We start from the raw sequence: 20,456 nt of genomic DNA on the forward strand, positions 1-20,456 counted from the left end.
CCAGTCTGGCCGACACCAAGTGGCGATCGTTATAAGGGGCGTGCCGTTATGGCTCCGGCCTTATCCCTCGTAGTGGCCGATGGTTTCCATAAAAGCTACCATTCGTCCGTTTTCCATAGGGGGAGTAAGGCCATGTTCCAGGCAGGGATCCATGCCGCGTTGCCATCGTTGGGGCGCCATCTGTTTTTTCGTATCGACCAGCCTGGATCGCTGGCCCAGGCTCTCGATAGTCTGGGTAGCCATATCGATGGCGACAAGGCCGTCCTGGGCATAGGCGAGGGGCTGGCCACGGCACTGGGGCGGGAAGTGCCGGGGCTGCGGTTTTTCCCCGAGGGCAAGGCGGGTCATGTGCGGGTGCCTTCCACCCCTTGGGATCTATGGGTCTGGTTGCGTGGTGAAGAGCATGGCGATCTGTTCGAGCGCAGCCAGGCACTGGTGCGCGACCTGGCCCCGGGCCTGGTGCTGGCGCGCGCCACGGACGTTTTCCGGTACAAGGATGGCCATGACCTGACCGGTTATGAAGATGGTACGGAGAACCCTGAGGGCGAAGCTGCGCTGGCCGCCGCATTCGTGCAGGGCGGTGGGCAAGGGCTGGATGGCTCCAGTTTTGTCGCGGTGCAGCAATGGCAGCATGATTTCCCGACCTTCGATGCTATGACCACGGAGCAGCAGGACAACGCCATTGGCCGGCGCAAGATCGACAACGAGGAGTTGGACGACGCGCCGCAGTCGGCTCACGTCAAGCGCACCGCCCAGGAGGATTTCGAACCAGAGGCTTTTGTATTGCGGCGCTCCATGCCGTGGATGGAGGGTCGCCAGGCGGGGCTGATGTTCGTCGCCTTCGGCAAGTCGTTCGATGCCTTCGAAGCGCAATTGCACAGGATGAGTGGCGAAGAGGATGGTGTCGTCGATGCGCTCTACCGGTTCACCCGTCCGCTGACTGGCGCCTACTTCTGGTGCCCGCCCATGCGTAATGGGCGGTTGGAGCTGGGGCTGCTGGACTGGTAGTGCGAAGTTCGGGAGCCGGCAAGGGTTTTGTGGCCAGGCCGCTCCCTGTGCTATTTCAGTTCAATACACCCTGCAGGATGGTGTAGACGATGCCGGTGGTGATGGCGATCAGTACCACATCACTGCCGACACGGCGCCATTCGTAGCCCTGGTATTGCGGTAGACCGTGCAGCGCCTGGCTGTCCAGGCGCTTGCCATAACCTTGCGGCAGGGGCTGGCCCTGGCGAATCTGTACATGGGTGGGGATGCTGGGACCCTTGCCGATCTGTGCCCGACGTTCGTGGAACGCCTGGTGCACCTGGGTGAAGTCCTTGGGCGGCGACTGCCGGCTGGTTCCGGACTGGCCGGATTTCTGGCTTTGCGTGGGTTGCTGCTGTTTGCTGTTGCCCGAGTTCTTCTGTGGCTGCTTGTTGCCTGTCTGCTGCGGCTGGTTACTTTGTCCGTTCTGCTGTTGTTGCTGTTGTTGCTGCTGGGGTGCAGCCTGAAGCAGCAAGCTGCCGCTCAGCAGGGTCAGGCCCAGGGCAATGGCGATTCGGTGATGACGCATGGTGATTCCTCCAGAGCAGATAGAAGTGTCCGTGTTCGACAACCTCGATCCGCAACCTAACCGAAACCCTGGCGTGCCGGGATGAACTTTACTCATTCGATACATTGGCGTACCTGAGTTTACATTCGTGGCCGTCGCCGTGAAGCGTGAGGCCTCGGGCCAGTGCGTCCGCGCCTTCAAGGGGCATGGCGGATACCGGTGCAATCGAGGCTGACACCGGTACCACCCACTCCGCCGACGATCGCCTCGATATCGGCCAGGGCGCCGATCACCGCGCGCTTGCCGGTATTGCGCGCGAACTCGCAGGCGGCCTGGACCTTGGGCCCCATGGAGCCGGCGGCGAAGTGAAGTCGCTGCAGGTCGTCCGGATGCGCCTGGGCGATGGCTTTCTGCGTCGGCAGCCCCCAGTCGACATAGGCCGCGCTGACATCGGTGGCGATCACCAGCAGGTCGGCCTGCAGTTGCTCGGCCAGCAGCGCCGAGCAGAGGTCCTTGTCGATCACCGCCTCGACACCGACCAGCCGCTGGCCTTCATAACAGGTGGGGATACCGCCGCCGCCGGCGCAGATGACGATGGTGCCGTGTTCCAGCAGCCACTCGATCGGGCGGATCTCGAAGATGCGCCTGGGCCGCGGGCTGGCGACCACGCGGCGGTAGCCGTCACTATCGGCGGCGATGGACCAGCCTTTCTCGGCGGCCAGGCGTTCGGCCTCGTACCTGTCGTAGACGGGGCCGATGGGTTTGCTCGGCGTCTGGAACGCCGGGTCGTGGGCATCCACCTCGACCTGGGTCAGCAGTGTGGCGAAAGGCGTTTCGCTTGGTAGCAGGTTGCCCAGTTCCTGTTCGATCAGATAGCCGATCATGCCTTCGGTCTGCGCGCCAAGCACGTCCAGGGGATAGGTGTCCACGTCCTTGTAGGCGGCGCCCTGCAGGGCCAGCAGCCCCACCTGCGGGCCATTGCCGTGGGCGATCAGCAGTTGCCTGCCGGGGGCGATGCGGGCGATCTGCTTGGCGGCGATGCGTACGTTTTCCCGCTGGTTTTCCGCACTCAGCGGCTCGCCACGGCGCAACAGGGCATTGCCACCGAGGGCTATGACGACTCTCATCAGATATCCCCCAGGGTCGCCACCAGTACTGCCTTGATGGTGTGCATGCGGTTCTCCGCCTGTTCGAAGGCAAGGTTGCAGGGCGACTCGAAGACCTCCTCGGTGACTTCGATACCGCCCGCCAGGTGCGGGTATTTTTCGGCGATCTGCCGGCCGACCTTGGTTTCGCTGTTGTGGAAGGCTGGCAGGCAATGCATGAAGCGGGTGCGTGGCGTACCGCTGGCTTTCATCAGCTCGAGGTTGACCTGGTACGGCAGTAGCAACTCGATGCGCTCGCCCCAGGCTTCTATGGGCTCGCCCATGGAGACCCAGACGTCGGTGTGGATGAAGTCCACTCCCGATACGGCTTCGCGAGGGTCTTCGGTGAGGGTGATGCGCGCCCCGCTGTCCACCGCGAAGTCCTGGCACTGCACGATCAGTTCGCTGTGCGGCCAGAGTGCCCTGGGCGCGGCGATGCGCACGTCCATGCCGAGCTTGGCGCCGACCAGCAGCAGCGAGTTGCCCATGTTGTTGCGCGCATCGCCGAGGTAGGCGTAGCTGATGTCGTGCAGCGGCTTGTCGCTGTGCTCGCGCATGGTCAGTACGTCGGCGAGCATCTGCGTCGGGTGGTATTCGTCGGTCAGGCCGTTGAACACAGGTACGCCGGCGAACCTGGCCAGCTCTTCGACGATTTCCTGGCTGAAGCCACGGTATTCGATGGCGTCGTACATGCGCCCGAGTACCCGGGCGGTATCCTTCATGGTTTCCTTGTGGCCGATCTGCGAGGAGTTCGGGTCGATGTAGGTGACGTGGGCGCCCTGGTCGTGGGCGGCGACTTCGAAGGCGCAGCGGGTACGCGTCGAGGTCTTCTCGAAGATCAGCGCGATGTTCTTGCGCAGCAGGCGCGGTTGTTCGGTGCCGGTGTACTTGGCGCGCTTGAGGTCGCGGGCCAGGTCGAGCAGGTAGCGCAGCTCGCGCGGGCTGTGATGGATCAGGCTGAGCAGGCTGCGGTTGCGCAGGTTGAAGGACATGGGCGTCTCCTTGGCGCCCCGTGGGGCGCCCGCTATCACTCAGTAGTCGATCGGGTCGCGGATGATCGGGCAGGTCATGCAGCGACCGCCGCCACGGCCACGGCCGAGTTCGCTGGCGTCGATGGTGATGACTTCGACACCGGCCTTGCGCAGTTGGGTGTTGGTGAAGGTGTTACGGTCATAGCCGATGACCACGCCGGGTTCCAGGCAAATCACGTTGTTGCCATCGTCCCACTGCTCGCGTTCGGATTCGTAGCTGTCGCCGCCGGTTTTCACCACGCGCAGGCGTTCCAGGCCGAGGGCCTGGGCCACAACCTCGAGGAAGGGCGCGTCTTCGCGGCGGATGTCGATGCCGGCCGGCTGGCTTTCGTCCGGGCGCAGGCTGAAGGGTACGATGCGCTCGACCACTTCGGGGAAGACGGTCACCAGGTCGCGGTCGCAGAAGGTGAATACCGTATCCAGGTGCATCGCCGAGCGCGAGCGTGGCAGACCGGCGACGATGATGCGTTGTACCACGCCTTCGGCGAAGAGCTTCTGCGCCAGTTGGCCGATGGCCTGGCGCGAGCTGCGTTCGCCCATGCCGATCAGCAGCATGCCATTGCCGATCGGCATCACGTCGCCGCCTTCCAGGGTGGACAGGCCGTGTTCGCGTTCGGGGTCGCCGTACCAGATGTCGAAGTCGCTATCGGCGAATTCCGGGTGGAACCTGTAGACGGCGGCGGTCAGCAGGGTCTCCTGGCGGCGTGCCGGCCAGTGCATGGGGTTGAGGGTGACGCCGCGGTGAATCCAGCAGGTGGTGTCGCGGGTGAACAGCATGTTGGGCAACGGCGGCAGGATGAAACTGTCCGTGCCGACGAAGTCGCCGAGCATGCGCAGGCGCTCGCTCTGGCCGAGGTCCCGGGCCAGGTCGCTGACCGAGACGCCGCCGATCAGGTGCTCGGCCAGCCTGCGGGCTTCCAGCCCCTCCAGCCAACCGCGCAGTTCATCCTTGAGGCCGACGCCGATCAGGTCGGTGGTGATCTTGCGGTCGAGCAGCCATTGCCGGGTGGAGGGCTGTTGCAGGATATCGCTGAGCAGGTTGTGCATCTCCAGCACGTCGATGCCGCGCTCACGCATCTTGCTGACGAAGTCGAAATGGTCGCGCTTGGCCTGGCTGACCCAGATCACATCGTCGAACAGCAGTTCATCGCAGTTCCTGGGCGTCAGCCGCTGGTGCGCCAGGCCAGGTGAGCAGACCAATACCTTGCGCAGTTTACCGGCCTCGGAATGGACGCCGAGTTCGCTTCTGGACATTGTCGTTACTCCTTGGGGATGAGTCGTAAGCGACAAGTTACAAGCGACAAGCTACAAGTTTGTAAAGGCTCTTGCTTGCCGCTTGCCGCTGCTTCACAGGCTGAGGAACCCGGCATAGAGGCCGTAGGCACCGATCAGCGCGGCGAGCATGGCGGCGGCGAAGATCAGTTTTTCCACCGGGGTGAAGATCGGTTTGCCCTGTTCGCGCCGTGCTTTGGCGAAGAACAGCGCGCCGGGTGCGTAGAGCAGGGCGGACAACAGCAGGTACTGGATGCCGCCGGCGTACAGCAGCCAGACGGCGTAGAGCGTGGCGACCATGGCGATCAGCAGGTCCTTGCGCCGTTCGCCGGGTTGCTCCTGGTAGGTTTCGCCACGCCAGGTCATCAGCACGGCATAGGCGCCGGACCAGAAGTAGGGCACCAGGATCATCGAGGTGGCCAGGTAGATCAGGCTGAGGTAGGTGGCTTCGTTGAACAGGGTGATGATCAGGAACAACTGGATCAGCCCGTTCTACAGCCACAGCGCATTGGCCGGCACATGGCGGGCGTTTTCCTTCTTGAGGAAGCGCGGCATGCTGTCGTCTTCGGCGCTGGCGAAGAGGATTTCGGCGCACAGCAGGGTCCATGACAGCAGCGCCCCGGTCAGCGAGACGATCAGGCCGATGCTGATCAGCACTACGCCCCAGTGGCCCACCACGTGTTCCAGCACGCCGGCCATGGAGGGATTCTGCAGCGCGGCCAGCTCGGGCTGGCTCATCACCCCCATCGACAGCAGGTTGACCAACACCAGCAGGAGCAGCACGCCGGCGAAGCCGATCACCGTCGCCTTGCCGACATCCGCGCGCTTCCCGGCGCGCGCCGAGTAGATGCTGGCTTGCTCCCTGCTTTCCCGTGCCTTTGTCGAAGTGCCTTGCCGCTGACAAGGGCATGGCGCCATCGGCACAGGAGTCAGAGTTGCTTGATGGTTTGCACGCGATCCTTGTTGATGCGGTGCAGCTTGCCGTCGGGCTGCTCGAACTCGTAGAAGCCGCTCTGGCGGTCGTAGACGGGCGTGTCCAGGGTCTGTATTTCGCTGCCGTCGTCGAGCACGATCAGCGATGGCGTGGCGCAACCGACCAGCAGGCCGAACAGCAGGGCGGTGGCGGTCAGGGCGGTCTTTGTCATGGTCTTGCTCCGTAGGTTGACAGAGGGCGAGCCGCTGTTTTCCAGCAGTGTTCTTGCCGCCTCCCGGTGGGTGGCTCCGTTCGGAGTGTAGACGGGTTTCGCGGAAGGGGAGGACGACTGCGGCATGGTGCCACAGCGGGTAGGAGCGGGCCCGCATGACGAAGGCCCGGGGCTCTTTCATCGTGTAGGGGGCACCATGCGCACCGGGAGTGGGCGATCATTTCCGGTGCGCATGGTGCCCCCTACAGCTTACGACACGTGGCTCAGAGTCCGGCGCCCTGCACCAGCGCCAGCAGCGGTTGCGGGTAGACACCGATGAACAGCACCAAGGCGGCGATGCCCAGCAGCACCAGCCCGCTGGCCTTCTGGCTCCAGTCCAGCGGTGCATCGTGGCGATGCAGGCCGGGTTGTGGCAGGAACAGGGTGACGATCACCCGCAGGTAGTAGAACAGGCCGATGGCGCTGCCGATGATCAGTGCGCCGAGCAGCCACCACTGTTTGGCCTCGACGCCGGTGGCGATCACGTAGAACTTGCCGATGAAGCCGGCGGTCAGCGGGATGCCGGCCAGCGACAGCATCATCAGCGTCAGCACCACGGTCAGGTAGGGGCGCCGCCAGAACAGCCCGCGGTAGGTGTAGAGGGTGTCGGCATCCTGCTCCTTGAACGGGCTGGACATCAGCGAGATGACACCGAAGGCGCCCAGGCTGGTCAGGGTGTAGGTGGCCAGGTAGACGCCGGCGGTTTCCACCGCCAGGCCGTCGCCGACGATCAGCGCCACCAGCAGGTAGCCGAGGTGGGCGATGGAAGAGTAGCCGAGCAGGCGCTTGAGGTTGCTCTGGTTCAGCGCCAGCAGGTTGCCGAGCAGGATCGAGGCGATGGCGATCAGTGTCAGCCCCTCGTTCAGCCAGCCGCCCTGCACCGCCGGGGACATCTGGTAGAGGCGCAGCAGCACGGCGAACACCGCGACCTTGCTGGCGGTGGCGAGGAAGGCCGCGACCGGCGCCGGGGCGCCTTCGTAGACATCCGGCGTCCACAGGTGGAAGGGCACCAGCGACAGCTTGAAGCCCAGGCCGATCAGCATCAGGCCGATCCCCGCCTGCACCAGCGGGCTGCTGCCGTGCGCGGCCAGGCTGGCGCCAATGGCGTCGAAGGCGAGGCTGCCGGCCTCGGCATACAGCAGCGCCATGCCGAACAGCAGGAAGGCCGAGCCGGCGGCGGACAGCACCATGTACTTGATCGAGGCTTCCAGCGAACGCTTGTGGAAGAAGGCGTAGCCGACCAGGCCGTAGACCGGCACCGACAGCAGTTCCAGGCCGATGAACAGCCCGGCCAGGTGCTGGCTGGAGACCAGCACCACGCCGCCGGCAACGGACAGCAGCAGGAGCAGGTAGAGCTCGTCGCGGTTGCCGGCGAAGCCTGCACGGTCGTTGCCTTCGCCGAGGTAGGCGTGGGCCAGGGTCATGCAGGCCAGGGTGGCGACCAGCAGCAGGCCGCTGTAGAACAGCGCGAAGCGGTCGATCAGCAGCAGTTGCGTCACTTCCAGCGGCGCCGTGTCGAGGGCGGGCAGCAGTGCCAGCAGTGCCAGGTTGAGGCCGATGGCGCTGAGAATGAAGGTACGGTCATGGTCGCGGCGCCAGGCGATGGCCAGCATGACCACGACGACGCTGGTACAGATGGCCAGCAGGGGCAGCAGGGCGATGAAGTGTTGCAGAGTGAATTCCATAACGCGACTACCGAACCGATGCGAGGTTGGAGAAAGCGGCGGCGAGCCACTGCTGGACGCCGGCCATGCCGGCCTGCGAGGTGTCGAGTACCGTCTGCGGGTAGAGCCCCAGGCCGACCAGCAGCACCGCCAGCAGCAGCACCATGCCCAGTTCCCGCGCATCCAGCCCCGGCAATGCGCTTTCGGCCTTGGCCGGGCCGAAGTGGGCGCGGTGCACCATGATCAGCGAGTAGACCGAGGAGAACACCAGGCCGAAGGTGGCGATGACGACGATCCAGGGGTTGCTGGCGAAGGTGCCGAACAGGATCAGGAACTCGCCGATGAAGTTGCCGGTGCCCGGCAGGCCCAGCGACGCGGCGGCGAAGAACAGACTCAGCGCCGGCAGCCAGGGCAGGCGCGACCAGAGCCCGCCCATCTGGCGCATGTCGCGGGTGTGCAGGCGCTCGTAGAGCTGGCCGCAGAGGATGAACAGCGCCGCTGCCGACAGGCCGTGGGCGACCATCTGCACCACCGCGCCCTGCAGCGCCAGTTCGCTGCCGGAGTAGATGGCGATGAGGATGAAGCCCATGTGCGACACGCTGGAGTAGGCCACCAGGCGTTTGATGTCGGTCTGCGCGAAGGCCAGGATGGCGCCGTAGAAGATGCCGATCAGGCCCAGCACCATGGCGATCGGCGCGAACTCCGCCGAGGCGTTGGGGAACAGTGGCAGGGCGAAGCGCAGCAGGCCATAGGCGGCGGTCTTCAGCAGGATGCCGGCCAGGTCCACCGAGCCGGCGGTGGGCGCCTGGGCGTGGGCGTCCGGCAGCCAGGAGTGCACCGGCACCACCGGTAGCTTGACGGCGAAAGCGACGAAGAAGCCGAGCATCAGCAGGTATTCGGCGCCGGCGGGCAACTGCGCCTTGAGCAGCAGTTCGTAGTCGAAGGTCAGCACGCCGCTGGTGTTGTAGTTGACCAGCACCAGGCCGAGGATCGCCACCAGCATGATCAGGCCGCTGGCCTGGGTAAAGATGAAGAACTTGGTGGCGGCGTAGATGCGCGTGCGCTTGCCGTCGTCCGAGCTGTGGCCCCAGAGCGCGATGAGGAAATACATCGGCACCAGCATCACTTCCCAGAAGAAGAAGAACAGGAACAGGTCCAGCGCCAGGAATACGCCGACCACACCGGCGAGGATCCACATCAGGTTGAGGTGGAAGAAGCCGACGTGATTCTGGATTTCCTTCCACGAGCAGAGCACCGAGAGCAATCCGAGCAGGCCGGTGAGCAGGATCATCAGCAGCGACAGGCCATCCAGCGCCAGGTGCACGTTGATGCCGAAGCGTTCGATCCAGGGGCGCTTGAACTCCACCACCCAGGCGATATCGCCGGGGCTGGGCGCCAGGCTGTAGTCACCCGTGGCCCACAGCCACAGGCTGCTGCCGAGCAGGACGAGCATGGAGGCCAGGGCGATCCAGCGTGGCAGCAGGTTGTCGACGCGCTCGGCGAGCAGGCAGAGCAGGCCGCCGATAAGAGGAATCAGGATTAACCAGGGCAGAATCACGGTCTGGGTTCCTCGGGGTCAGATCAGGACGATGGCGAGCAGCAAGACCGCCCCGCCGACGATGGACAGCGCATACCAGCGCAACTGACCGGTTTCACTGCTGCGGCTCAACTCGTGCCCGCCGCGCACCAGGCGCGGGATCAGGCTGATGCCGCGGTCGATCGGATCGCGGGCGAGCAGGCGGCAGAGCAGCAGGTAGGGTTGTACGAACAGCTTGTCGTAGAGCCAGTCGAAGCCCCAGGCGGCGAACCACCAGGCGCCGAGCAGGCGCCCAGGTGCGCTCTGCGCGATGGCCGTGACCAGGCGCCGCTTGCCGAGGAACAGTAGCGCGGCGAGCAGGATACCGGCCAGGGCGACGGCGCCGGAGGCGATTTCCAGGCTGTGCTTGGCCTCGCCGCCGGCGTGCCCGACGCTCTGCGGCAGCACGTCGGCCAGCGGCGGGGTGATCCAGGCGCCGATGAAGGTCGAGAGCAGGATCAGCACCAGCAGCGGCAGGTTGTGCGCCAGGCCGTGGCCTGCGTGGGCCTCGGTCTTCTGCTCGCCGTGGAAGGCGATGAAGATCAGCCGGAAGGTGTAGATGGAGGTCAGGAAGGCGCCCGCCAGGCCTGCGTAGAGCAGGCCCGCGTGGCCGCTGGCGAAGGCTTCCCAGAGGATTTCGTCCTTGGAGTAGAAGCCCGCGGTGATCAGCGGCAGCGCCGCCAGGGCCGAGCCGCCGACGATGAAACTGGCGTAGGCCAGAGGCAGTTTCTTCCACAGCCCGCCCATCCTGAAGATGTTCTGCTCGTGGTGGCAGGCATTGATCACCGCGCCGGAAGCGAGGAACAGCAGCGCCTTGAAGAAGGCGTGGGTCATCAGGTGGAAGATCGCCGCATCCCAGGCACCGACGCCGAGGGCGAGGAACATGTAGCCGATCTGGCTCATGGTCGAGTAGGCGAGGATACGCTTGATGTCGGTCTGCACCAGCGCGGCGAAGCCGGCCAGCACCAGGGTGGTGCCGCCGACGATGCCGACCAGTTCCAGCACGTCCGGTGCCAGCAGGAACAGGCCATGGGTACGGGCGATCAGGTAGACGCCGGCGGTGACCATGGTCGCCGCGTGGATCAGCGCCGAGACCGGCGTCGGGCCGGCCATGGCGTCGGCCAGCCAGGTCTGCAGCGGCAGTTGCGCCGACTTGCCGACCGCGCCGCCGAGCAGCGCCAGGGCCGCCAGGGTGATCCACAGGTCGCCGCTGGCGAATTTCTGCGGCGCCAGCTCCAGCAGTTGCTGGATGTTCAGGGTGCCGAGCTGGACGAACAGGATGAACAGGCCGAAGGCCATCAGCACGTCGCCGACGCGGGTGACGATGAAGGCCTTGAGCGCCGCGTTGCCGTTCTTGCGCTCGGAGAAGTAGAAGCCGATCAGCAGGTAGGAACACAGTCCCACGCCTTCCCAGCCGAAGTACAGCAGCAGCAGGTTGTCGCCGAGCACCAGCAGCAACATGCTGAAGATGAACAGGTTGGTGTAGGCGAAGAAGCGCGAGTAGCCGGCTTCGCCGCGCATGTACCAACTGGCGAACAGGTGGATCAGGAAGCCGACGCCGGTGACCACGCCGAGCATGGTCAGCGACAGGCCATCCAGGTGCAGGCCGAAGCTGGCCTGCAGGCCGGCGACATCCAGCCATTGCCAGAGTACCTGGGAGAACACGCCGTTTTCCGGCGTGGCGCCGAGGAAGGCGAAGATCACCCAGGCGGCGGTCAGGGCGCTCAGGCCGACGCTGCCGCAGCCGATAGCGGCGCTGGCGCTCTCCGACAGGCGCCCGCGCGCGAAGGCCAGGATCGCCCAGCCGAGCAGGGGAAAGACCAGGGTCAGGAATAACAGGTTCATCCTTTCATCTCGCTGGCGGCGTCAACGTCGAGGGTATGGAAGCGGCGGTACAGTTGCAGCAGGATCGCCAGGCCGATCGCCGCCTCGGCGGCGGCCAGGGTGATGACCAGGATGAACATCACCTGGCCGTCGGCCTGCTGCCAGCGGCTGCCGGCGACGACGAACGCCAGGCCGGCGGCGTTCATCATGATTTCCAGGCTCATCAGCATGAACAGGATATTGCGCCGCACCATCAGGCCGACCAGCCCGAGGCTGAACAGCATGGCGGCGACGGCGAGGCCGTGTTCCAGGGGGATCGAGTGCATGGCGTCAGTCCTTCGCTTCGTGGCGGCCGAGGTGGTAGGCCGCGACCAGTGCCGCCAGCAGCAGCATCGAGGCCAGTTCCACCGCCAGCAGGTAGGGTCCGAACAGGGATATGCCGACCGCCTTGGCATCCACCGTGGCCAGCCCCAGCGGGGCCTGGGTGGGTTCGCCGAACAGCGCCCAGAGCAGTTGCCCGAGCAGCGCCGCGGCGAGGATCGACGGAACGGTCCAGGCGCCGGGCGCCAGCCAGGCGCGCTCCTGCTCGGCCACCTGCGGGCCGAGGTTGAGCATCATCACCACGAACACGAACAGCACCATGATGGCACCGGCGTAGACGATCACTTCCAGCGCGCCGGCGAAGGGCGCGCCGAGGCTGAAGAAGCACATGGCCACTGCCAGCAGCGAGATCACCAGGTAGAGCAGGGCATGTACCGGATTGGTGCCGGTGATCACCCGCAGGGTGGATACCACGGCGACTCCGGAGGAAAAGTAGAAGGCGAATTCCATCAGCAGCTCCTGGAAGGCTGGAGGGCCAGCGGCTGAAGGCTGGACGAAAAAAGCGCGCTTCTCGTCCAGCCTTCCAGCCTCCAGCGCTTTTCATCGAATGTGTTCGCGCAGCGGCTCATGGCAAGAGTCCCTTGACGTTGATCGGCTCGGCTTCGTTCTGCGCGGCGCCCTTGGGCTTGCCGGCGATGGCCATGCCGGAGACGCGGTAGAAGTTGTAGTCCGGGTACTTGCCGGGGCCGGAGATCAGCAGGTCCTGCTTCTCGTAGACCAGGTCCTGGCGTTTGTAGTCGCCCAGTTCGAAGTCCGGCGTCAGCTGGATCGCGGTGGTCGGGCAGGCTTCCTCGCACAGGCCGCAGAAGATGCAGCGCGAGAAGTTGATGCGGAAGAATTCCGGGTACCAGCGGCCATCCTCGCGCTCGGCCTTCTGCAGGCTGATGCAGCCGACCGGGCAGGCCACCGCGCAGAGGTTGCAGGCCACGCAGCGCTCGTCGCCGTCGGGGTCGCGGGTCAGCACGATGCGGCCACGGTAGCGTGGCGGCAGGTAGACCTGCTCCTCGGGGTATTGCAGGGTGTCGCGCTTGCGCCAGGCGTGGCTGAACACCATCGCCAGACTGCGGACTTGGGTGTAGGTGCCGTACAGCACCTCGCCGATGTACTTGAACATGTGCGTATCTCCTTACTGGGCCGCGGCCAGCACCAGGGCGCCGGTCACCAGCAGGTTGAGCAGGGTCAGCGGCAGGCAGAACTTCCAGCCGAAGGCCATTACCTGGTCGTAGCGCGGCCTGGGCAGCGAGGCCCGCAGCAGGATGAAGAACATGATGAAGAAGCCGGTCTTCAGCGCGAACCAGAAGAACGACAGCCAGGGCAGGGTGTCGAGGAACGGCCCGTGCCAGCCGCCGAAGAACAGCGTGGTCAACAGCGAGGACACCAGCACGATGCCGATGTATTCGCCGACGAAGAACATGCCCCATTTCATCCCGGCGTATTCGATGTGGTAGCCGTCGGCGATTTCCTGCTCGGCTTCCGGCTGGTCGAACGGGTGGCGGTGGGTCACCGCCACGCCGGCGATCAGGAAGGTGCAGAAGCCGAGGAACTGCGGGATGACGAACCACAGGTGCTGTTGCTGGTATTCGACGATATCGCGCATGTTGAACGAGCCGGCCTGGGCGACGATGCCCATCAGCGACAGCCCGAGGAACACCTCGTAGGACACCGTCTGCGCCGAGGCGCGCAGGCTGCCGAGCAGGGCGAACTTGTTGTTGCTGGCCCAGCCGGCGAACAGCACCGCGTAGACCGTCAGGCCGGCCATGGCGAAGAAGAACAGCAGGCCGATGTTCAGGTCGGCGACACCCCAGGTCGGGGTGATCGGCACCACGGCGAAGGCGATCAGCAGCGAGCTCATGGCGATCACCGGCGCCAGGGTGAAGATCAGCCGGTCGGAGAATGGCGGGGTCCAGTCTTCCTTGAAGAACATCTTCAGCATGTCCGCGCCGAGCTGGAACATGCCGAACGGGCCGACACGGTTGGGGCCGTAGCGATCCTGCCAGAGGCCCAGCAGGCGGCGTTCGACGAAGCTCAGCAGGGCGCCGCTGACCACCACCACCAGCATGATGACGATGGCCTTGAGCACGGCGACGATGATGTCGATCAGTTCGGGCGTCAGCCAGCTCATGCGTTTGCCTCCTGTTGCTGCGCGATGACTTGCAAGCGCTCCACGCGTGCACCGTTGAAGGCGGCGGGAATGCCGTCGAAGCCCAGGGGCAGGCCGAGCAGGCCGGGCGCCAGGTCATCGAGGATATGCAGCGGCAGGCGCAGCGGCTGGCCGTCGATCTGCAGTTCGAGCAGGCTGCCTTCGTCCGCGCGCAGGCGCTCGGCATCCTCGCGGCCGAGGGCGGCATAGCTGTGCGGGATACGCTGGCGCAGCGGCGCGGCGCGCGACGAGTTCTCCTCGCTGCCGAACAGGTGGTGCAGCGGTACCGCGCGCCATTGCCCCGGCAGGCTGGCCTCGGCGGCGGGCACCGCGAACCAGCCCAGCCGATCCCCGGCCTCCAGCAGGCGCACGCCGGGGTCGCCGGCGCGCAGGTGGCCGCCGACTTCGTCCTGGAACTTGTTCCAGGCCTGCGGCGAGTTCCAGCCCGGCGACCAGGCGAAGGGAATCTGCTGGCGGTCTTCCCGCGAGCCGGCATAGCCCTCCATGGAGAAGGCGAAGGCCGAGTCCTGGTCCTGCGGCTGGCGCGGCTCGTGCACGCTGATATTGGCGCGCATCGAGGTACGGCCGCTGTAGCGATGCGGCTCGCGCGCCAGTTTCAGCCCCTTGATGCGGAAGCCGGCCTTGGGCGCGGCATCGCGGATGCCGGCCAGCAGCGGCTGGCTGGCGGCGCAGGCCTCGGTGACCTGATCGAGCAGGGTCCAGTCCAGCGGCTGGCCGAGGCGGGTGGCGTGCAGTGCGTGCAGCCAGCGCCAGCCTTCGCGGATAAGGATCTCGCCGTTGTAGTAGGACGGTTCGAACACCTGGAAGAAGCGCTGGGCGCGGCCTTCCTGGCTGACCAGGGTGCCATCGCCCTCGGCGAAACTGGCCACCGGCAACAGCAGGTCGGCCTTGGTGCTGGTGGCGGTGTACTGGTGATCGGCGACCACCACCGCCTTGGCGCTGTCCAGGGCGGCGTCCACCCGGCTGCGCGGTGCGCGGCGATAGAGGTCGTTCTCCAGTACCAGCACGGCATCGGCCTGGGCGCTGGCGAGGGCGTCGAGGGCGGCATCGAGGGAGTGGTCGCGCTGCTCGCCATCCAGCAACAGGGCCAGGCCCAGGCTGTTGGCTTCCGGCGCGACCAGGCTGATGGAGCCTTGCTTGCCGTGTTTCTTCAGAGCCTTGGCGATATTGCTCGCCGCCTCGACCAGCGCCGGGCTGCCGAGGGAGGCGCCGGCGACGATCAGCGGACGCTGGCCGGCCAGCAGGGCCTCGGCGATACGCTGTGCGAGCTGCGCCGCTTGGCTTTCCAGGCCGGCCACGGCTGGGGCTTCGGCGTCGATGGCATGGGCCACGGCGAAGCCGAGGCGGGCCAGGTCGTCCGGCGCGGCATGCACCGATTGCTCGGCGATATCGTCGAGGCGAGTGGCGGCCAGGCTGGCGATGAATACCGGGTTGAGCGCGCCCTGGGCGACGTTCTGCACCGCGGCCTGGTGCCAGTCCTGGATCTTCGCGCCGGCGGCGATCTCGGTGGCCTTGCCGCGGGCCGCCTGGCGCACCGCCAGGGCGATACGGGCGGCGGTCTGGGTCAGGTCCTCGCCGAGGATGAAGACCGCGTCGTGGGCTTCGATCTCGCGGATCGACGGCGTCGGCAGCGGGCCGTCGCGCAGTACGTCGCGGATACGCAGCAGCACCGCCAGCTCGCTGGCGGCGATGCCCGAGTAGAAGTGTTCGGCGCCGACCAGCTCGCGCAGGGCGAAGTTGCTTTCCAGGCTGGCGCGCGGCGAGCCGATACCGATCAGGCGGCGGCCCTGGAACAGTTCGTTGGCGCGGTCGAGGGCGGCGTCCACGCCGATTTTTTCCCCGCTCGGCTGCAGCAGCGGCTGGCGCGGACGGTCCTCGCGGTTGACGTAGCCGTAGCCGAAGCGGCCACGGTCGCAGAGGAAGTAGTGGTTGACCGCGCCGTTGAAGCGGTTCTCGATGCGGCGGATCTCGCCGTAGCGCTCGCCGGGGCTGATGTTGCAGCCGCTGGAGCAGCCGTGGCAGATGCTCGGGGCGAACTGCATGTCCCACTTGCGGTTGTAGCGCTCGGAGTGGGTCTTGTCGGTGAACACGCCGGTCGGGCAGACCTCGGTGAGGTTGCCGGAGAACTCGCTTTCCAGCACGCCGTCCTCGACCCGGCCGAAGTAGACGTTGTCGTGGGCGCCATAGACGCCCAGGTCGGTGCCGCCGGCATAGTCCTTGTAGTAGCGCACGCAGCGGTAGCAGGCGATGCAGCGGTTCATCTCGTGGGCGATGAACGGGCCGAGTTCCTGGTTCTGGTGGGTGCGCTTGCTGAAGCGGTAGCGGCGGCGGTTGTGGCCGGTCATCACCGTCATGTCCTGCAGGTGGCAGTGGCCGCCTTCCTCGCACACCGGGCAGTCGTGCGGGTGGTTGGTCATCAGCCATTCGACGACGCTGGCGCGGAACGCCTTGGCTTCCTCGTCCTCGATGGAGATCCAGCTCTTGTCGGTGGCCGGGGTCATGCAGGACATGACCAGGCGCCCACGGGTGTCGTTCTCGTCCGTGTACTGCTTGACCGCGCACTGGCGGCAGGCGCCGACGCTGCCCAGCGCCGGGTGCCAGCAGAAGTAGGGCACATCGAGGCCGAGGGACAGGCAGGCCTGCAGCAGGTTGTCCGCCCCATCGACTTCGTATTGTTTGCCGTCTATATGGATAGTGGCCATGTCTAGTGTCTTCTTACCCACCGAGGCGGGCCTGGCTAATAGGATTCTTTTCTAGGGCTGGAGGCTGAAGGCTCGAGGCTGGACGAGGGCCGAGTCGCTTGTTCGTCCAGCCTTCAGCCTCTGGCCTCCAGCGTCTTTCAATTCGTCATGCCGGCTCTACGCTGGGGAGAACCGCCTGGCTGACGCCCGCCTCGAACTCCGCCCGGAAATACTTGATCGCACTGCCCAGCGGCTCCACCGCGCCGGGCGCGTGGGCGCAGAAGGTCTTGCCGGGGCCGAGGAAGCCGACCAGCCCGAGCAGGGTGTCGATGTCCTCGCGGGTGCCTTGCTTGCGCTCCAGCGCGCGCAGGATCTTCAGGCCCCAGGGCAGGCCGTCGCGGCAGGGGGTGCACCAGCCGCAGGATTCGCGGGCAAAGAACTCTTCCATGTTGCGCAGCAGCGAAACCATGTTGATCGAGTCGTCCACCGCCAGCGCCAGGCCGGTGCCCATGCGCGTGCCGACCTTGCCGATGCCGGCGGCGTACATTTGCGCGTCCAGGTGCTCGGGCAGCAGGAAGCCGGTGCCGGCGCCGCCGGGCTGCCAGGCCTTGAGCCGGTAGCCGTCGCGCATGCCGCCGGCGTAGTCCTCGAACAGCTCGCGGGCGCTGATGCCAAAGGGCAGTTCCCAGATGCCGGGGTTGTTCACCTTGCCGGAGAAGCCCATCAGCTTGGTGCCCTGGTCGTCGCTGCCCTCGCGGGCCAGGGATTTGTACCAGTCGACACCATGGGCGACGATGGCCGGCACGTTGCACAGGGTCTCGACGTTGTTGACGCAGGTCGGCTTGCCCCAGACGCCGACGGCGGCGGGGAACGGCGGCTTGGCGCGCGGGTTGGCGCGGCGGCCTTCCAGCGAGTTGATCAGCGCGGTTTCCTCGCCGCAGATATAGCGGCCGGCGCCGGTGTGCACGAACAGCTCGAAGTCGAAGCCGCTGCCGAGGATGTTCCTGCCCAGCAGGCCGGCGGCCCTGGCCTCGTCGATGGCGCGGTTGAGGTTACGCGCCGCGTCGACGTATTCCCCACGCAGGAAGATATAGCCACGGTAGGCCTTGAGTGCGCGGGCGCTGATCAGCATGCCTTCCACCAGCAGGTGCGGCAGTTGTTCCATCAGCAGCCGGTCCTTCCAGGTGTTCGGCTCCATTTCATCCGCGTTGCACAACAGGTAGCGGATGTTCAGCGATTCGTCCTGGGGCATCAGGCCCCACTTCACGCCGGTGGGGAAGCCGGCGCCGCCGCGGCCCTTGAGGCCGGCGTCCTTGACCTGCTGGACGATCTCGGCCTGGGCCAGTTCGGTCAGCGCCTTGCGCGCGGCAGCGTAGCCGTTCTTCGCCTGGTACTCATCGAGCCAGACCGGCTGGCCGTCGTCGCGCAGGCGCCAGGTCAGCGGGTGGCTTTCTTCGGCGCGGGCGATGCGGTTGATCGGGCCGATGGATGACAGGGTACGGCTCATGGGTAGGCCTCCAGCAGGGCGGCGACGCCGTCGGCGCGCACGTCGCCGAAGGTGTCGTCGTCTATCATCAGCGCCGGGGCCTTGTCGCAGTTGCCCAGGCAGCACACGGGCAGCAGGGTGAAGCGACCGTCGGCGCTGGTCTGGCCGGGGACGATGCCGAGCTGCTTCTGGATGCTCTCGAGTATGCTCTCGTGGCCGCCGATGTAGCAGGTCATGCTGTCGCACACGCGGATCACGTGGCGGCCGACCGGCTGGCGGAATATCTGGCTATAGAAGGTAGCCACGCCTTCCACGTCGCTGGCGGGAATGCCGAGCACCGAACCGATGGCCTCGGCGGCGCCGTCCGGCACCCAGCCGCGAGCCTTCTGCACGATCTTCAGTGCCTCGATGCTCGCCGCGCGCGAGTCCTCGTAGTGGTGTATTTCATGTTCGATGGCCGAGCGCTCGCTGTCGCTGAGGGTGAAGCGGTCGGTCTTGATGAGAGTGTCTGTACTCATGATCAGCGGTCCACGTCGGCCATAACGAAGTCGATACTGCCCAGGTAGGCGATCAGGTCCGGCACCATGCTGCCGTTGATCACCGAGGGAATCTGCTGCAGGTGCGGGAAGCTCGGGGTACGGATGCGCGTGCGGTAGCTCATGGTGCTGCCGTCGCTGGTCAGGTAGTAGCTGTTGATGCCCTTGGTCGCCTCGATCATCTGCAGGCTCTCGTTGGCGGGCATCACCGGACCCCAGGAAACCTGCAGGAAGTGCGTGATCAGCGTCTCGATGTGCTGCAGCGTGCGTTCCTTCGGCGGCGGCGTGGTCAGCGGGTGATCGGCCTTGTACGGGCCTTCCGGCATATTCTTCAGGCACTGTTCGATGATGCGCAGGCTCTGGCGCATCTCGCCCATCTTCACCATGCAGCGGTCATAGGCATCGCCATTGGCAGCCAGCGGCACCTCGAACTCGAAGTGCTGGTAGCCGGAGTAGGGGCGCGCCTTGCGCAGGTCGAAGTCGAGACCGGTGGCGCGCAGGCCGGCACCGGTGACGCCCCATTCCAGCGCTTCCCTGGTGTTGTACTGGGCGACGCCGATGGTGCGGCCGCGCAGGATGCTGTTCTTCAATGCGGCCTTTTCGTACTCGTCCAGGCGCTTGGGCATCCAGTCGAGGAATTCGCGCACCAGGCGGTCCCAGCCACGCGGCAGGTCATGGGCGACGCCGCCGATGCGGTACCAGGCCGGGTGCATGCGGAAGCCGGTGATGGCCTCGATCACCTTGTAGGCGCGCTGGCGGTCGGTGAAGGTGAAGAACACCGGGGTCATGGCGCCAACGTCCTGGATATAGGTGCCCAGGTACAGCAGGTGGTTCTGGATGCGGAAGAACTCGGCCATCATCACGCGGATGAAATCGACCCGGTCCGGTACGGTGATGCCGGCCAGTTTCTCCACCGCCAGCACATAGGGCAGGTTGTTCATCACCCCGCCGAGGTAGTCGATGCGGTCGGTGTAGGGGATGAAGCTGTGCCAGCTCTGGCGCTCGGCCATCTTCTCGGCGCCACGGTGGTGGTAGCCGATCTCCGGCACGCAGTCGACGATCTCCTCGCCATCCAATTGCAGGATGATACGGAAGGCGCCGTGGGCGGAAGGGTGGTTGGGGCCGAGGTTGAGGAACATATAGTCCTCGTGCTCGCCCTGGCGCTTCATGCCCCAGTCCTCGGGCCGGAAGCGCAGGGCTTCCTGCTCCAGGTCCTGCTTGGCGGCGGTCAGGCTGTAGGGATCGAACTCGGTGGCGCGCGCCGGGTAGTCCTTGCGCAGCGGATGGCCTTCCCAGGTCGGCGGCATCAGCATGCGGGTGAGGAAGGGGTGGCCGGCGAAGTGGATGCCGTACATATCCCAGACTTCGCGCTCGTACCAGTTGGCGTTGGACCAGATACCGGTGACGGTCGGCAGGTTGAGGTCGCCTTCGCGCAGCGCCACCTTGATCATCACGTCGCTGTTACGTTCCAGCGACATCAGGTGGTAGAAAACGCTGAAATCGGCGGCCGGCAGGCCCTGGCGATGGGTGCGCAGGCGCTCGTCGACGCCATGCAGGTCGTACAGCATGACGTAGGGCTTGCTCACCTGGCGCAGGAAACCCAGCACCTCGATGAGCTTCTCGCGCGTCACCCAGACGACCGGCATGCCGGTGAGGCTGGGCTGCAGGGTGAAGGTCTCGGCGCCGAAACGCGCGTTCAGTTCGCCGACGACGGTCTGGTCGTCGGCCTGGTAAGGCGGTATGTACAGAGCGCTGTCTGCAGTCATGATCTCGATCGCTTCCGGTCAACGTCAAAACGCAAGGGTTCGTGTGGAACCGGCTTACACTTCGTCGGGGCTGCGCAGGTTGGTAACCTGGATGCGCTGTTCGCGCCGCTGCTCCTTCTGCGAAGGCATTTCGGCACGGTAGATGCCTTGGTCGCCGACGACCCAGGAAAGCGGGCGGCGCTCCTGTCCGATGGATTCCTGCAACAGCATCAGGC

General features: G+C 65.8%; 17 protein-coding genes and 2 pseudogenes. 1 reads left to right on the forward strand and 18 read right to left on the reverse strand.

Going from position 1 to position 20,456, the window contains the following annotated elements; translation table 11 throughout:
* Positions 1–132: 132 nt before the first annotated feature.
* Complete coding sequence (locus DNJ95_RS13210) at positions 133–1,008, forward strand: Dyp-type peroxidase (protein WP_131185200.1); 876 nt, start codon at positions 133–135, stop codon at positions 1,006–1,008.
* Positions 1,009–1,063: 55 nt separating this feature from the next.
* Here the strand turns inward: DNJ95_RS13210 and DNJ95_RS13215 are convergent, their stop codons facing one another.
* The 18 genes and pseudogenes from DNJ95_RS13215 to DNJ95_RS13300 all read right to left on the reverse strand — a co-directional run.
* Positions 1,064–1,555, reverse strand: a complete 492-nt coding sequence (locus DNJ95_RS13215) for an anti-virulence regulator CigR family protein (protein WP_131185201.1) — start codon at positions 1,553–1,555, stop codon at positions 1,064–1,066.
* A 176-nt stretch (positions 1,556–1,731) separates the two neighbouring features.
* Positions 1,732–2,661, reverse strand: a complete 930-nt coding sequence (gene arcC, locus DNJ95_RS13220) for a carbamate kinase (protein WP_131185202.1) — start codon at positions 2,659–2,661, stop codon at positions 1,732–1,734.
* Entirely contained in the window at positions 2,661–3,671 is a 1,011-nt protein-coding gene (locus tag DNJ95_RS13225; RefSeq protein ID WP_131185203.1) for an ornithine carbamoyltransferase, read from the reverse strand. Before DNJ95_RS13225 ends, arcC begins: the two co-directional genes overlap by 1 nt.
* A gap of 39 nt (positions 3,672–3,710) precedes the next feature.
* Positions 3,711–4,964, reverse strand: coding sequence for an arginine deiminase (gene arcA, locus DNJ95_RS13230; protein ID WP_131185204.1), 1,254 nt, complete (start codon positions 4,962–4,964; stop codon positions 3,711–3,713).
* Positions 4,965–5,057: 93 nt separating this feature from the next.
* Positions 5,058–5,843, reverse strand: a pseudogene (locus tag DNJ95_RS13235) (amino acid permease); the annotation flags it as partial.
* 68 nt (positions 5,844–5,911) lie between these two features.
* Positions 5,912–6,127: a YgdI/YgdR family lipoprotein gene (locus DNJ95_RS13240; RefSeq protein ID WP_131185205.1), complete on the reverse strand. Its 216-nt coding sequence runs from the start codon at positions 6,125–6,127 to the stop codon at positions 5,912–5,914.
* Between the two features lie 263 nt (positions 6,128–6,390).
* Positions 6,391–7,851, reverse strand: a complete 1,461-nt coding sequence (nuoN, locus tag DNJ95_RS13245) for an NADH-quinone oxidoreductase subunit NuoN (RefSeq protein WP_131185206.1) — start codon at positions 7,849–7,851, stop codon at positions 6,391–6,393.
* 7 nt (positions 7,852–7,858) lie between these two features.
* A complete protein-coding gene (gene nuoM / locus DNJ95_RS13250) occupies positions 7,859–9,388 on the reverse strand; it encodes an NADH-quinone oxidoreductase subunit M (RefSeq protein WP_131185207.1) in 1,530 nt (509 codons plus the stop codon).
* 18 nt (positions 9,389–9,406) lie between these two features.
* Positions 9,407–11,251, reverse strand: coding sequence for an NADH-quinone oxidoreductase subunit L (gene nuoL / locus DNJ95_RS13255; protein WP_131185208.1), 1,845 nt, complete (start codon positions 11,249–11,251; stop codon positions 9,407–9,409).
* A complete protein-coding gene (gene nuoK / locus DNJ95_RS13260; RefSeq protein ID WP_131185209.1) occupies positions 11,248–11,556 on the reverse strand; it encodes an NADH-quinone oxidoreductase subunit NuoK in 309 nt (102 codons plus the stop codon). Before nuoK ends, nuoL begins: the two co-directional genes overlap by 4 nt.
* A 4-nt stretch (positions 11,557–11,560) precedes the next feature.
* Complete coding sequence (gene nuoJ, locus DNJ95_RS13265; RefSeq protein WP_131185210.1) at positions 11,561–12,061, reverse strand: NADH-quinone oxidoreductase subunit J; 501 nt, start codon at positions 12,059–12,061, stop codon at positions 11,561–11,563.
* A gap of 115 nt (positions 12,062–12,176) precedes the next feature.
* A complete protein-coding gene (nuoI, locus tag DNJ95_RS13270; RefSeq protein ID WP_131185211.1) occupies positions 12,177–12,725 on the reverse strand; it encodes an NADH-quinone oxidoreductase subunit NuoI in 549 nt (182 codons plus the stop codon).
* A 12-nt stretch (positions 12,726–12,737) separates the two neighbouring features.
* A complete protein-coding gene (gene nuoH / locus DNJ95_RS13275; protein WP_131185212.1) occupies positions 12,738–13,733 on the reverse strand; it encodes an NADH-quinone oxidoreductase subunit NuoH in 996 nt (331 codons plus the stop codon).
* On the reverse strand, positions 13,730–16,474 hold the full coding sequence (gene nuoG / locus DNJ95_RS13280) for an NADH-quinone oxidoreductase subunit NuoG (protein ID WP_131185213.1): 2,745 nt from the start codon (positions 16,472–16,474) through the stop codon (positions 13,730–13,732). The genes nuoH and nuoG overlap by 4 nt, the downstream gene beginning before the upstream one ends.
* A 145-nt stretch (positions 16,475–16,619) precedes the next feature.
* On the reverse strand, positions 16,620–17,960 hold the full coding sequence (nuoF, locus tag DNJ95_RS13285) for an NADH-quinone oxidoreductase subunit NuoF (RefSeq protein WP_131185214.1): 1,341 nt from the start codon (positions 17,958–17,960) through the stop codon (positions 16,620–16,622).
* On the reverse strand, positions 17,957–18,457 hold the full coding sequence (gene nuoE / locus DNJ95_RS13290) for an NADH-quinone oxidoreductase subunit NuoE (protein WP_131185215.1): 501 nt from the start codon (positions 18,455–18,457) through the stop codon (positions 17,957–17,959). Before nuoE ends, nuoF begins: the two co-directional genes overlap by 4 nt.
* A 2-nt stretch (positions 18,458–18,459) precedes the next feature.
* A complete protein-coding gene (gene nuoC, locus DNJ95_RS13295; RefSeq protein ID WP_131185216.1) occupies positions 18,460–20,241 on the reverse strand; it encodes an NADH-quinone oxidoreductase subunit C/D in 1,782 nt (593 codons plus the stop codon).
* 54 nt (positions 20,242–20,295) lie between these two features.
* Positions 20,296–20,456, reverse strand: a pseudogene (locus DNJ95_RS13300) (NADH-quinone oxidoreductase subunit B); the annotation flags it as partial.

The sequence above is a fragment of the Stutzerimonas kirkiae genome, from assembly GCF_004327335.1.
GTDB lineage: Bacteria > Pseudomonadota > Gammaproteobacteria > Pseudomonadales > Pseudomonadaceae > Stutzerimonas > Stutzerimonas kirkiae.

Coding starts and splice junctions, on each gene's coding strand:
- DNJ95_RS13210 (WP_131185200.1), top strand. CDS start 133: ATGTTCCAGGCAGGGATCCATGCCGCGTTGCCATCGTTGGGGCGCCAT.
- DNJ95_RS13215 (WP_131185201.1), bottom strand. CDS start 1,555: ATGCGTCATCACCGAATCGCCATTGCCCTGGGCCTGACCCTGCTGAGC.
- arcC (WP_131185202.1), bottom strand. CDS start 2,661: ATGAGAGTCGTCATAGCCCTCGGTGGCAATGCCCTGTTGCGCCGTGGC.
- DNJ95_RS13225 (WP_131185203.1), bottom strand. CDS start 3,671: ATGTCCTTCAACCTGCGCAACCGCAGCCTGCTCAGCCTGATCCATCAC.
- arcA (WP_131185204.1), bottom strand. CDS start 4,964: ATGTCCAGAAGCGAACTCGGCGTCCATTCCGAGGCCGGTAAACTGCGC.
- DNJ95_RS13240 (WP_131185205.1), bottom strand. CDS start 6,127: ATGACAAAGACCGCCCTGACCGCCACCGCCCTGCTGTTCGGCCTGCTG.
- nuoN (WP_131185206.1), bottom strand. CDS start 7,851: ATGGAATTCACTCTGCAACACTTCATCGCCCTGCTGCCCCTGCTGGCC.
- nuoL (WP_131185208.1), bottom strand. CDS start 11,251: ATGAACCTGTTATTCCTGACCCTGGTCTTTCCCCTGCTCGGCTGGGCG.
- nuoK (WP_131185209.1), bottom strand. CDS start 11,556: ATGCACTCGATCCCCCTGGAACACGGCCTCGCCGTCGCCGCCATGCTG.
- nuoJ (WP_131185210.1), bottom strand. CDS start 12,061: ATGGAATTCGCCTTCTACTTTTCCTCCGGAGTCGCCGTGGTATCCACC.
- nuoI (WP_131185211.1), bottom strand. CDS start 12,725: ATGTTCAAGTACATCGGCGAGGTGCTGTACGGCACCTACACCCAAGTC.
- nuoH (WP_131185212.1), bottom strand. CDS start 13,733: ATGAGCTGGCTGACGCCCGAACTGATCGACATCATCGTCGCCGTGCTC.
- nuoG (WP_131185213.1), bottom strand. CDS start 16,474: ATGGCCACTATCCATATAGACGGCAAACAATACGAAGTCGATGGGGCG.
- nuoF (WP_131185214.1), bottom strand. CDS start 17,960: ATGAGCCGTACCCTGTCATCCATCGGCCCGATCAACCGCATCGCCCGC.
- nuoE (WP_131185215.1), bottom strand. CDS start 18,457: ATGAGTACAGACACTCTCATCAAGACCGACCGCTTCACCCTCAGCGAC.
- nuoC (WP_131185216.1), bottom strand. CDS start 20,241: ATGACTGCAGACAGCGCTCTGTACATACCGCCTTACCAGGCCGACGAC.